Genomic DNA, 12,301 nt, shown 5'->3' on the forward strand with positions numbered 1-12,301 from the left:
GAATTAAATATACTTGTGAACAAATTTTAGATTTTGTCATATGGCCCCTTTACAAGGAGTCATAAATATTGCCTACATAAAAGTTGAATGGGTTAAAGCATTAAGGAGGTGTATTATGAAATTCAATAAATTAAAATACTTAATTTTATTATGTATAGGGATTTTTTTATTGACTTGTTCTATTATTTATTTCAGTTATGAACATTATAAAAAAGATACCCTATTAAAAACGGAAAATACCTTAATAGAAAGTTCTCAAAACTATTCTGTATTCATGGAAAATATAATAGATCCATTGAAAGCCCTCGTTGAAAATACAGGAATTTTATTATCTGATTCTCATTTTAATAGTCCTAATAAAATAGAATCGATTTTTAATAAAATTATTAAGGAAGTACCTCTTATATCTGCTATGTATTTTGTGAATGAGAAAGATGGTAGTGAGATAAAAAGTAGCGGAAATGTTAACAATAAAGTTGATTTAAGAGATAGACCTTGGTATGTAAATACTAGTTTTTCAGACGAGCCTATTATAACACCAGTATATACAGATTTGAGCACTAAAAAGTCTGTCATAACTTTGTCCTATGCTATCAGAAAAAATGGTAACTTAAAAGGAGTTATTGCAGTAGATATATTTTTAGAAGATTTCTATAAAACTTTTAGCATTATTACACATAAGGAGAATGTAGTCAATTATATTGTTGATGAAAATGGAAGTATTGTTCTTCATCCTGAAGAAAAATTACTAGGCGTTTCTACGTTTCAACCTGAAAAAACCTATTTAGATCAATTTACAGATGATGAAAAAAAGAAAATGGAAGATTACATGAAAATTTGGAATGAAAATATAGAACGTTTATTTAGGTCTCCGTCAGGAAAAATATATTACAGTGGTGATTTGAAAGAAAAAGCATACGTATATTTTAACAAAATTCCTAACACACACTGGACAATCGTAAGTCGAATAGATTATGAAAAAGTGAAAACTGATAACCTTCTTTACTTAATAAAGGCTTCCAGCTTAGGATTTGTTATTTTAATAGGCATGGGAATACTTATATATTTTGTATTTACTAAAATATATGATATAGACGATTTAACAGGTGTCTATAGGAAAAATAAGCTGTTGGAAGTTTTACAAAAAGAATCTAATAGAGGGAAGAAAATTATTCTATTCATGGACATATATAATTTCTCAGCAATAAACGGAAATTACGGAAGCAAAGTGGGAAACAAGATTATTAAAGAGCTAACGAATATATTAAAAAATTATTTATATAATGATGGACTTTTGATCCACTCTAAAGCAGATGATTTTATTTTCTTATTCCACACGGAAGACTGGAACAATGCTATTCAAAAGACAGAAGTACTTAATGAAAAATTAAAAGATTTATCTATAAAAATAGATAATGTGAATATAAATATAAATGTTTTTTTAGGTTTAACAAAATTAAATCCATTAGAAATGGAAGACTTGGATACTTCTTTATTTTTAATAGAAGATACTTTAAATCAATTAAAGAAAACTAGCGAAAAGAGTTTTTTGGCGTTTCCTGACTCGCATGATCTACTTGAGATAAAAAAGCAAAGAGATAATAAAAAAGAAGAACTTATTAAAGCCATGGAGGAAGATCGAATAGTTCCATTTTTTCAACCTATATACAATATAAAGGAAGATAAGATTGAAAAATACGAAGTTCTTATGCGCATTAAGGATGGAGAAAATTATTTATCTCCATTTCCTTACATAAAAGTGGCAGAAGATAATAATTTAATAGAAAAGCTAGATTTAACAGTAATAGAAAAGGCCCTAAAATATAAGAGTGAAGTTGATCAGAAAGATGTAATTAAACTTTCCATAAATGTTTCAGGAAGAGACTTGAACGATTCAAGCTTTTTACCTAGAGTAGTTCTTTTAGCAGATGAATATAAAATAAATTACACAAATGTTGTATTTGAAATTACCGAGACACAAAATATAAAAAATTTGGACCGCTTGATTAATACAATACATTCTTTTAAGGAATTAGGATTTAAGTTTTCTATAGATGACTTTGGAACAGGATTTTCTTCTATGCAATATTTAAAGCGTATTCCAGCAGATTATTTAAAAATAGATGGGTCATTTATAAGAGATTTAAATGAAAATGAAAAGAATTTATATCTTGTAAAATCTATTGTAAGCATGGCCAAGGCGTTTGAAATGACTGCTATTGCAGAATTTGTAGAGAATGACAAAATATTAAATGTTCTAAAAGAAATAGGAATAGATTATGGACAAGGTTATCATATAGGAAAACCCTATAAATCTTTTATTTAGCTAAATAAAACATAGTTATATTATCTATGTATTAAGGTGGGAAAATAGTTAATGAATATGGGTATTTATGTGGATTGAAGATTTTCTAAGCAGTTGATATAATGAAACAAACATGACGAAAATTGTTTGATAAGGGCAAAACTGATGAAAATTAGTGACGCAAAGCTATAGGGACTAAGGTTAGAATGAAAAACTATGTCTGCCAGCTACCGAACATAGGAAGAGTCCCTGTTTCGGTATTTTCTAACGAGATGAATGGGGGAACTTTAAATGTTGAAAATGAGGAACTTTGTCAAAAATCAAGATGGTGTATCAGTGAGTATTTTTGCACTTTTGTTTATGATGTTGCTTTGTATGGTTGGTGTGGTTATAGATGGAGGTATGCTCTATGTGACAAAAACCCATCTTCAAAAAACGGCTAATGCAGCTGTTTTGTCAGGTGCACAGGAGCTAAACAATAACAATAATGAAGTTAAGTCAATTGTAAACTATATTTTAACAGCCCATAATGAACTTGAGAGTTTAGAAAAACTTGAATTTCCAGAAGATAAAAAAGTAACAATTTATTTAACTAAGGAAGTAATGACTCCCTTTTATAGATTATTTGGTGTTGAAAAGGTTCCTGTCTCAGTTAAAGCATCCGCAGCATTATTTGGTTCTACAAAGAGTTCAATATTTGATTACTTAATTTTCTCTGAAGATCCCAAAAAAACATTTTATGTTTCTGGATCAAAAAACAAATTTAATGGAAAAGTACATATTAACGGACCATCGGAAATCTCCGGTAGTGATAATCAGTTCAATGATATATATGAATATGTTGGGAAGCTTAAGAATAGTGGTGGAAATAATAAATTCCCCAATGGAAAAGAAAAATCAGTTTATATGGATATTTTGGATATAAGTAAAGATGAATATAAAGCAAATGCAACAACCGTATACAATAGAAAGAAGACCTTTTCAAATAGTAATACAAATGTAGACGGTATAATATACGTAGAAGGAGATGTTGTATTCTCTGGGGGGCATATAAGTGGAAAGGGTACAGTCTTCGCAACAGGGAATATCATATTAAGTGGATCTAACTTGAAATATAAATCTGATGATGATTCAGTTGCCTTTTATAGTTTGAAAGACATTGAAATCCCTGGTAGTGATGGAGAATTTCACGGACTTTTTTACGCGCCTAACGGAAATATTAAATTAAATGGAAGTAAAAATACTATTAAGGGATCTTTAATTGCCAAAGAATTTGAATCTATTTCCGGATCTGATTTAAACTTGGTTTACGATGGTAGATATAGGGAAACACTTTCTGAAAATCTTCAAATCAAGTTGGTCAAATAAGTTGCTCATAAATAAAGAGTGATCCAAACGTATAAATTTTTGGATCACTCTTTATTTATGGGCTTTATGAAATCTTATTGTTAATTTTTTTAATATACTCACTAAATGAGAATGCTAATTTATACTATCAATTCATTAGAAATATATGTCTGAGAATTCAATTTGTATATGTTCTTTATTGTTATTAACATGGCAGATAGCTATTTCTTTTAGAGGGTTTTCAACTAACTCTTGGTTAGGGAATTCTATGATAAATTCACTTCCATAGCCTAGTTTACTTTTTAAAGAAATTGTACCGCCTTGCAATTCAACAAAAGACTTAACAAGGGATAAGCCAATACCACTTCCCTCTTGATTCCTTGAAAGGGATTTATCAATCTGTATAAATCTGTCAAATATTATGTCTTGCTTATCTTTTGAAATACCTATTCCCGTATCCTTTACTGATATGGCTAAACTTTTTCCTTTATCTTTTAAATTTACAGATATACTTCCATTTTTATATGTAAACTTTATTGCATTAGATAAAAGATTAAGTAATATTCTTTCCATTTTATCTAGATCACATGGCATTATCTTTTCTTCCACATCCGTATCAAATATTAAATTTATATCCTTATCTTTAACATATTCTGCAACAGATAATGTAATATCTTCGATAATTTTTACAATATTGCATTTTTTAAGATTTAATTGGAAATATCCAGTATCTATTTTAGTAATATCAATTAAATTGTTGACTAGTCTTATTAGTCTATAACAATTTTGTTTCATCATATCTGAATATGTTATCATTTTATAAGTGTTATTTTTACTTGATTTTTCATTTAGAAGCAAATGAAACATTTGTATTGCCCCTAACATTACATTAAGAGGGGTTCTAAGTTCATGTGAAATATTTGTAATGAATTGTGTCTTTATCCTATCGTATTCAATTGCTTCTTTTAGCAATCGATCTTTATCTTTTACACTTTTACGTAATCTTTCGGATTGTTTCCGCTCTGTTATATCCCTTGCAACACTCAAAATCATTTGTTTGCCGTTACATGGGAAAAGAGTTGAAGCAACTTCAAGATTTACAATTGTTCCATCAAACTTAATCATTTTGTATTCACAGAAAGGAAGAAAACTCTTATTATTCTGTATTTTATTAGCTCTTTCGTTAAAGGTATCATGACAGTCTTCATAAATAAAATCTTTTATGGATTTTCCAATTAATTCTTTACTCTTTTTTGCTCCAAATAACTTCGTACCGGCTTTATTAACAAATACTACTTTAGAATTAATGTGAACAAAAACTGAATCGGGTAGAAGTTCCACTAAAAGACGATATCGTTCTTGACTTTCTTTTAATTCTAATTCTGCTCTTTTTCTTTCATTTATTTCTTCTTTTAATTTTTTTACTGTATCTTTTAAATCATTTGTTCTTTTTTCTACGGTCTTTTCTAAGTTTTGGTTAATTTCTTTAATTTTTTTATACATAATGGCATTTTCAATTGAAATTGCTGCTTGGGAAGATAAGATTTTTAATACTTCAATATGATTTTTAGTGAATACTCCAATGGATAGATTGTTTTCTAAATAACCAATTCCTATTAAATTTCCTCTACAAATCATAGGCATACAAAGAATAGACTTTGACTGTTTTTTTACTATATAAGGATCAGCAGAAAATAATTGGTCATTAGATGCATGGTCCAAAACTATATTTTCCCTTGTTTTTATGACATAATGTACAATGCTTTGGGAAATATCCTGACATTCTTCTAAGGGAATACTCTTCATTACTGATATATGCTCATTGTTCAGTTCACATTCAATAAGAAATTTACCTTCTGACTTCATTATAAAATATCCCTTTTCAGCACCTGAATTTTCTACAATAATTCTAAGGAGCCTTTCAAGTAGCTTATCTAACTCAATTTCAGTAGAAATAGTTTGAGATGCTTTGATAACAGCATTCATATCTATAAAATCATATCCATTTTCTGAGAACACTTGGACCCCTCCTTAAACCTGAATTTTTTCTAGAATATATAGTGAAAGGTTTTCCTTTTTGTCTAATGATTATATATTCTATATATTCTGTATTTTTCCTTGTAAAACTTCGAATTTTGGAAAAATTAAGGGAATTGTAGATGTAACCATTTTGTTCAAGTAGCATTGTATCAGCATTAAGAGAAGTAAATGTGGTAGTAGAATAGCCCCTGAAAATCAGCGGCTATTTTTGAAATGTATTAATAAATTGAATGATAGCAGGTCCTAAGAGAACAATAAATAAACTAGGGAAAATGAAAAAAATAAGAGGGAAAAGCATTTTGATAGGGGCCTTCATGGCCTGTTCCTCTGCCCTTTGTTTTCTTTTCTTTCGAATTTCATGGGATTGAATACGAAGGATTTTAACCATACTGATTCCAAGTTTTTCTGCTTGTAATATACTACTGATTAGAATATTCATTTCATCTAAAAGGAGCCTTTCTGTGATTTTTTTTAGGGCATCCCTTCTTGGTTTTCCTAGACGAATTTCTTCTAAACATTGGTGAAATTCACTAGCAATAACTCCGTTATTTTTAGAAATTAATTTATTTAGAGCCAAATCAAATCCAAGACCTGCTTCTAAGCTCACAGTAAGAAGGTCTACAATATCAGAAAGTTCTTTAAGGGCACGTTTACTTCTTTCTTTTGATTTTTGAGATAAATATAAATTAGGAAGAAAGCTTGCAAATATCATACTGAAAGTAACTATTAAAAAAATCATTGGGACAGAAAGACCTAAGAGGATTCCGTAAATTGCAAATAATATAGGAAATAGGATGATCAATATCATTTGAACTAAACGAAAATCCACAGGTGTCATATCAAAAGGACTGCCTGCTTGAAGGATTTTCATCTCCAATTTATCGTGCTTTTCTCCTGAAAGATTTTTTCGAAAATGCCTCTTGTATTTTTTTAATATGGGATAAAATATTCTCTTCCTAAGAGACGGTCTATTTTCCTTATCTTTAGATAACGTGCTTTCTTGCTTTTTTATTCCCTTTTTTCCATAAATAATAGAAAAAAATAGGAGGGTGAGTAAGGTAGTGCTACAGAAAAAAGTAATATATATCATGAACTACACCTCGATTATTGTAATCTTTCGTATCAAAATAAAACCAATAATTCCTGAAAATATGCCCATTCCAACCATAATGAGTCCAATCCGTTCTGTAAATAAAACAGATATATAATCTGGATTGATGAAATAGATGGCAAAACTTAAGATAATAGGGAGAAGCCCTATAATGAGCCCTGATAGCCTTCCTTGTGATGTAAGGGTCATAAGTTGGCGTTGAATGGCATTTCGATCACGAATGGTCTGTATAATAATATCTAGTACAGTAGCCAAGTTTCCTCCAACTTGCCTTTGAATCAAGATAGCTTGAATCATAAGTTCAAGATCTCCACTAGGCATTCTTTCTTGAAGATTGTATAAGGCCTCTTCAATACTTCCACCATACTGCATTTCTTTTAGTAGAAGACTGATTTCCTCTTTTATAGGAGAATCTGATTCTTCTACAACAGATTTTAATGATTGAGGAAAACTAAAACCTGCTCTTAAGGAACCGACAATAATGGTAATCATATCAGGAAGACCTTCATTGAATTTTAAGAGACGTTCATGAACTTTTCTTTTTATGAGTAATTTTGGAAAAATATATCCCAAAAATCCTCCTATTATAAAAAACAAAATATTTTTTGAAAAAATATATAATAAACTTCCAAAGAACACACCAGCCATCCACCTGAAGAAAACAAATTCTTCTGGACTTAAGGGAACACCAGCTCTATTTAATATGGTTTCTAGCTTTTCAGTAGATTTTATGGAAGGAAGTTGCTTTTTAAATTTTTGATTCATTAATTGCATTTGTACCAGTAGATTAAAATTTTTCTTTTCTAATATTTTCTCATTATCACTTAATAAATAATGTTGAACTCTTTTTTCAAAGCGTCTTTGAGAAAAAGATAATGTATTGAGAATTATTGCAAAAATAATCAATGATGTAATCAAGAAGAATGAAAGAATTACCCATTTCATAGATTCCAATCCTCCTCTTCCATAAATACGCTTGTTGGTATATGAATACCACTAGTTGTGAGAGTTTCATAGAATTTAGGACGAATTCCAGTAGGGACTAATTTTCCAATGATTTTTCCCTGATCATCTACTCCCTGTTGCTTGAAAACAAAGATATCTTGAAGTACAATCACATCTCCTTCAAGACCTTGAATTTCTGTAATATTAGTGATTTTTCTCGATCCATCCTTTAGTCTTGACTGCTGAACTATTAAGTCAATGGCACTGCCAATCTGTTCTCTTATGGCTTTTATAGGAAGTTCCATTCCAGCCATTAAGACCATTGTTTCTAAACGAGAGATCATGTCTCTAGGACTATTAGAGTGCCCTGTAGCTAATGAACCATCATGCCCTGTGTTCATTGCTTGAAGCATATCCAGTGCCTCTCCACCGCGGACTTCTCCTACAACAACTCTCTCAGGTCTCATACGTAATGAATTTCGAACTAAATCACGGATGGTAATAGCACCTTTTCCTTCTATATTGGGAGGACGAGATTCTAAAGATACTACATGATCCTGCCAAAGCTGAAGTTCAGCTGCATCTTCTATGGTAATAATTCTTTCATCGTTAGGAATGAAAGAAGAAAGGACGTTTAGGGTTGTTGTTTTTCCAGATCCTGTCCCTCCACTGATAAAGATATTGAGCCTTGCCTTTACACAAGCCTCTAAAAATATTGCCATCTCCCTTGTAAGGGTACCAAAACCAATCAAATTCTCTATTGTAAAAGGGTCCTTTGAAAATTTACGAATGGTTATGGTTGGTCCATTTAATGCTAGAGGAGGAATGATTGCATTTACACGAGAGCCATCAGGTAGTCTCGCATCAACCATAGGACTGCTTTCATCGATTCGGCGTCCTAGGGGGGCAACAATTTTTTCAATAATATGCATTACATGGTCGTTGTCTTGAAATCTTATATTCGTTAGTTCTAATTTTCCCTTTCTTTCGGCATATACCATAGAAGGGCCATTTACCATAACCTCTGTAACCTCTGGGTCTAATAATAAAGGATTAATTGGACCGTAGCCTATGAGATTATTAACTAACTCATCTACAATTTTTTTTCTATCAACCATTCCCAAAAGTGTTTCATCTTCTTTAATGATTTCAACAGCCATTTCATCAATTCTTTCAATGATGTTTTCTATTGAATCCTTTTTCATCTCTCTTAGGACCTGTTTATGGAGCTGTTTTTTTAATTCTTGATTTTTATCTGTAGGTTGAATTGGTTCTTTTTTTTGTTTATTAGGAGCATTTATTTCATTAGGAGTAGGTATGACCTTTTGATTTATCTCCTCTTTCTTCTCTATTGAAGGAGGAGAGGTACTATCCTGGTTTTTGTTTTTTAATTTTGCTAGAAGACTCATCTATATCTCTCCTTTATGATTCTGTTGAAAGAAGGTCAGCAATATGAAAAATAGCTTTTGTAATATCTTTTCTTCGATAATGCATGACAAAGGGCATTCCTATATTAATAGATCTTGATACAATTTCAAAATTATTAGGAATATAATGTAGTGATTCTTTCTCTAAGATTTTAGGAACATCCTTTGATTTTAAAAGACTTTTCATAGTAGAGCGATTAACCACAATCTTTACTTTTTCACCTAAATTTAAAGCGTCAAATATGGACAACATAGATTTTGTATTTTTTAATGAAGTCATTTCTAAATCGGTTATAAGGAGAATTTCATCTGCTTTCTCAATGAAATATAGGTTATGCTCAGGAAGTCCTGCATTTGTATCTATAAGTAAATAATCACAACTATCTAATAAAAGACTACAAACCTTATTAAGAGACTCAGAAGTAATCAAATCAGCATATTCTGGACTAGGAGGTGAAGGTAATATTTTCACACCACTTTCATGACTACTAAGATAAGAGGTAAGAAGGTTTTTATTTAAGTCACCTATCTGATCTACTGCATCTTTTATTGTGAATTTAGGTTTAAGGTCCATGACCAAATGAATATTTCCAAACTGAAAGCAGCTATCTAAAATGACCGTCTTAAATTTTTTCTTAGATAGGGCAACGGAAAGATTGGTTGTGAGTACGGTTTTTCCTACGCCTCCCTTAGCACTGCAAATGACGATCATTTTACCTCGTTTTGTCGTGGCGTTTTGATTTCCTATCATGAGATCCTCCTTTACTTAAGTTTACTATAAAGAACCAGATGAATATTTCCTCTTTCTTGAGTATTGACTAATCTTACAGCATCATTCTGTCTTAATTCTAAGGTGACAGCGCTATACTCCACATAAGGATTTTCTTTTGTTGATTCAACCATTTTTCTGCCAACAGCTAAAACACGCACCTGCTGAAGGATTAGCTCTGTTCGAACAACCTTTTCTTTGTTGGATTCTTCTATTTCTTCACTAAAAACTACATCTACTAAATCTCCTGGTTCGATTAAATTTGTAACAGATTGAACCATATTCACACCTACAGATACAGCCCTATAACCTTTTCTAATTTTTCTGGAAACAAACTGTGTTTCTTCAGCCTGGTTTTGAAGTCGGTGTTTTAGAATCGGTTCTCCCTTTATTATGTTAGCTGTTGCTATTTGATTTTCTATTTCTGAAAGATTCTTTGCTGTTTGTGGATGGATACTTTTTTCATGAACCTGCTTTAGGATGACCATGGATTTTGATATTTTCTGATTTTTGCGGATATCTTGTTTTGCAACAAGGATAGTTGCCATTTTACTATTAGATAACTTTTCTTCTTTGAGTGTCTCCATATAGTTATAGAATAAAAATGTTGTAATAAGTCCCATGATAATTGCAAGTACTAGCATTAACTTTGATTTCATATTTTCACCTACTTTACTAGTTTGATAGGGTATGAATAATGTTTAAAATTTAAATTTTTCAGGGTAGCCTGTTTCCAAATAATTTTATTCATCATTTATATCACCTTATTCTATACGAATTGTAGAATCGGTAATCACTTTGTAAGGAGATGGGAATAGGGTTGCAAAGAAAGGGGTAACATATGTAACAGGATATTCCAGGGTAACTGTAATATAATCTCCTGATTTTCTTTGTGACTCACTAGGGGAGATTTGAATCAGAAGAAGATCTACATCTCCCACATTGAAATTACTTTGAGCAAAAGTTATAATTTCTGTATCTGATTCTCCAAGGCCGCCTATCCGTACTGATTCTTGAGTGATTAAATTGAGATGCATATATGTATACATTACCCTTCCAAAATCCAAAATGCCACATAATAAAAGCAATAAAATAGGTAAAATCAATGCAAATTCAACAAGAGATTGACCATTTTCCTTTTTTAACATAATAGCAATCCCCCTCCTAAAAGGAGATTTATCATAGCTCCTGCTGCAATGGCTGTACCGTATGGATAGGTGTTGGAAAGGTCATCGTTATTGATCAATAAATGTAATTTTATGCCATATTTCAAGCTGAAAATATAGTAATATATAGATTTAAGGGTAGCATGGAGTCGTTTTTGGAAAATCAGCATTATGAGTGCCATGAGTCCTCCTGCAAGTGCCATATATATGCTTGTGTAAAATACAAAGGAAGGACCTTTCAAAGCACCAATTAATGCAAGTAGCTTTACATCTCCAGCTCCCATTCCACCTAAAAGATAAGGCCCCAAAAGGATTAAAAAACCAACAAGAAAGCCAGTAAAGGAAGAATATAAGCTGTTAGGTCCATCTAATAGAATATGAGATAAAAAGGCAATCATAAGGCTTGGAAAGATTACTTTGTTATATATTTTTCGTTCTTTTATATCTGTAACAACACAGATAATTAAAATTATGACTAATAAAAGATCAAACCACATACTATCACCTCTCTTTCAGAATATTGAAAAAAATGGCCCTACATTTTAATGTGGGGCCGTTATCTATACGCCAATACCTTTTATGTAAATATTAAGACTCTGTAGATGTAGGTTTTTCAACTTTCTCTAGTGTATCTTTAAACATATTTTCAATGCTAGTACCGAATAAACCAATAACTGCAAGAACTGCAACTGCGATTACTCCTAATATAAGACCGTATTCTGTCATACCTTGACCTTTTTCTTCAGTGATTAAACCTTTTAATTTTTTTAACATGTGTATCACTCCTTTTTTACATTTGTTTTTTACTCAATTGAATAGTGTTTCCCAATTTTGTTTGGTTTTTTTCAATTTTTCCAGCTGGAAGTTCAATGATTTCCATCGTATGAGGATGGACTTTTCCAATTCTTCCAGGCTGTACATTTTCTTCTATTGCTACAACTTTTCCAAAAGAATCAAGATGTAACACATCAATGCTGTAACGCATGAAAAAGGTGTGAATACCTCGGCAGGGTTGAATATAAAGCGCACAATCAGAAGGTAGATTTTTTGAAAACATGAGTCCTTTTAATCTTTTGAAGAAAGTATTTGCCATATGAACCTTTTCTGCTAAAACCTGACCATTATCTAGATTAATGAGCTTCAATAAAATTCACCTCCCATATAAAAATAACCCTGCCTTTACCGTAAGGA

General features: G+C 31.1%; 12 protein-coding genes and 1 riboswitch. Of the genes, 2 read left to right on the forward strand and 10 right to left on the reverse strand.

Features of this window, described 5'->3' with window-relative positions; translation table 11 throughout:
- The first annotated feature begins 115 nt into the window (after positions 1 to 115).
- Both CCE28_RS15635 and CCE28_RS15640 read left to right on the forward strand, forming a co-directional pair.
- Positions 116 to 2,326 (forward strand): GGDEF domain-containing protein, encoded by a 2,211-nt coding sequence (locus CCE28_RS15635; protein WP_176461869.1) that lies wholly within the window; start codon positions 116 to 118, stop codon positions 2,324 to 2,326.
- Positions 2,327 to 2,450: 124 nt separating this feature from the next.
- A riboswitch (cyclic di-GMP riboswitch) is annotated at positions 2,451 to 2,540 on the forward strand.
- Positions 2,541 to 2,596: 56 nt separating this feature from the next.
- Positions 2,597 to 3,673 (forward strand): Tad domain-containing protein, encoded by a 1,077-nt coding sequence (locus CCE28_RS15640; protein WP_095134669.1) that lies wholly within the window; start codon positions 2,597 to 2,599, stop codon positions 3,671 to 3,673.
- A gap of 135 nt (positions 3,674 to 3,808) precedes the next feature.
- Here the strand turns inward: CCE28_RS15640 and CCE28_RS15645 are convergent, their stop codons facing one another.
- From CCE28_RS15645 to CCE28_RS15690, 10 genes are all read right to left on the reverse strand, one after another.
- Positions 3,809 to 5,671: a sensor histidine kinase gene (locus tag CCE28_RS15645; protein WP_095134670.1), complete on the reverse strand. Its 1,863-nt coding sequence runs from the start codon at positions 5,669 to 5,671 to the stop codon at positions 3,809 to 3,811.
- Between the two features lie 223 nt (positions 5,672 to 5,894).
- Complete coding sequence (locus tag CCE28_RS15650; RefSeq protein ID WP_242972997.1) at positions 5,895 to 6,563, reverse strand: type II secretion system F family protein; 669 nt, start codon at positions 6,561 to 6,563, stop codon at positions 5,895 to 5,897.
- Between the two features lie 222 nt (positions 6,564 to 6,785).
- Positions 6,786 to 7,748: a type II secretion system F family protein gene (locus CCE28_RS15655; RefSeq protein ID WP_095134672.1), complete on the reverse strand. Its 963-nt coding sequence runs from the start codon at positions 7,746 to 7,748 to the stop codon at positions 6,786 to 6,788.
- Positions 7,745 to 9,157: a CpaF family protein gene (locus tag CCE28_RS15660; protein WP_095134673.1), complete on the reverse strand. Its 1,413-nt coding sequence runs from the start codon at positions 9,155 to 9,157 to the stop codon at positions 7,745 to 7,747. The genes CCE28_RS15655 and CCE28_RS15660 overlap by 4 nt, the downstream gene beginning before the upstream one ends.
- Positions 9,158 to 9,170: 13 nt before the next feature.
- Positions 9,171 to 9,926, reverse strand: coding sequence for an AAA family ATPase (locus CCE28_RS15665; protein WP_095134674.1), 756 nt, complete (start codon positions 9,924 to 9,926; stop codon positions 9,171 to 9,173).
- A gap of 11 nt (positions 9,927 to 9,937) precedes the next feature.
- A complete protein-coding gene (gene cpaB / locus CCE28_RS15670) occupies positions 9,938 to 10,603 on the reverse strand; it encodes a Flp pilus assembly protein CpaB (protein ID WP_095134675.1) in 666 nt (221 codons plus the stop codon).
- Between the two features lie 105 nt (positions 10,604 to 10,708).
- Entirely contained in the window at positions 10,709 to 11,092 is a 384-nt protein-coding gene (locus CCE28_RS15675) for a TadE/TadG family type IV pilus assembly protein (protein WP_095134676.1), read from the reverse strand.
- Positions 11,086 to 11,607 (reverse strand): A24 family peptidase, encoded by a 522-nt coding sequence (locus tag CCE28_RS15680; RefSeq protein ID WP_095134677.1) that lies wholly within the window; start codon positions 11,605 to 11,607, stop codon positions 11,086 to 11,088. Before CCE28_RS15680 ends, CCE28_RS15675 begins: the two co-directional genes overlap by 7 nt.
- A 91-nt stretch (positions 11,608 to 11,698) precedes the next feature.
- Positions 11,699 to 11,893 carry a Flp family type IVb pilin gene (locus tag CCE28_RS15685; RefSeq protein ID WP_408607040.1) on the reverse strand — a complete coding sequence of 65 codons (195 nt, stop codon included), beginning with the start codon at positions 11,891 to 11,893 and terminating at the stop codon, positions 11,699 to 11,701.
- A 7-nt stretch (positions 11,894 to 11,900) separates the two neighbouring features.
- The gene (locus CCE28_RS15690; protein ID WP_095134679.1) at positions 11,901 to 12,254 is read right to left on the reverse strand and encodes a DUF192 domain-containing protein; all 354 of its coding nucleotides are present in this window, start codon (positions 12,252 to 12,254) and stop codon (positions 11,901 to 11,903) included.
- Positions 12,255 to 12,301: the final 47 nt, after the last annotated feature.

This window comes from Anaeromicrobium sediminis (assembly GCF_002270055.1).
Taxonomy (GTDB): Bacteria; Bacillota; Clostridia; order Peptostreptococcales; family Thermotaleaceae; genus Anaeromicrobium; species Anaeromicrobium sediminis.

Excerpts from the sequence above, each read along its gene's own strand:
- CCE28_RS15635 (WP_176461869.1), top strand. The coding sequence starts at position 116 with ATGAAATTCAATAAATTAAAATACTTAATTTTATTATGTATAGGGATT.
- CCE28_RS15660 (WP_095134673.1), bottom strand. The coding sequence starts at position 9,157 with ATGAGTCTTCTAGCAAAATTAAAAAACAAAAACCAGGATAGTACCTCT.
- CCE28_RS15680 (WP_095134677.1), bottom strand. The coding sequence starts at position 11,607 with ATGTGGTTTGATCTTTTATTAGTCATAATTTTAATTATCTGTGTTGTT.
- CCE28_RS15675 (WP_095134676.1), bottom strand. The coding sequence starts at position 11,092 with ATGTTAAAAAAGGAAAATGGTCAATCTCTTGTTGAATTTGCATTGATT.
- CCE28_RS15655 (WP_095134672.1), bottom strand. The coding sequence starts at position 7,748 with ATGAAATGGGTAATTCTTTCATTCTTCTTGATTACATCATTGATTATT.
- CCE28_RS15650 (WP_242972997.1), bottom strand. The coding sequence starts at position 6,563 with ATGAAAATCCTTCAAGCAGGCAGTCCTTTTGATATGACACCTGTGGAT.
- CCE28_RS15665 (WP_095134674.1), bottom strand. The coding sequence starts at position 9,926 with ATGATAGGAAATCAAAACGCCACGACAAAACGAGGTAAAATGATCGTC.
- CCE28_RS15640 (WP_095134669.1), top strand. The coding sequence starts at position 2,597 with ATGTTGAAAATGAGGAACTTTGTCAAAAATCAAGATGGTGTATCAGTG.
- cpaB (WP_095134675.1), bottom strand. The coding sequence starts at position 10,603 with ATGAAATCAAAGTTAATGCTAGTACTTGCAATTATCATGGGACTTATT.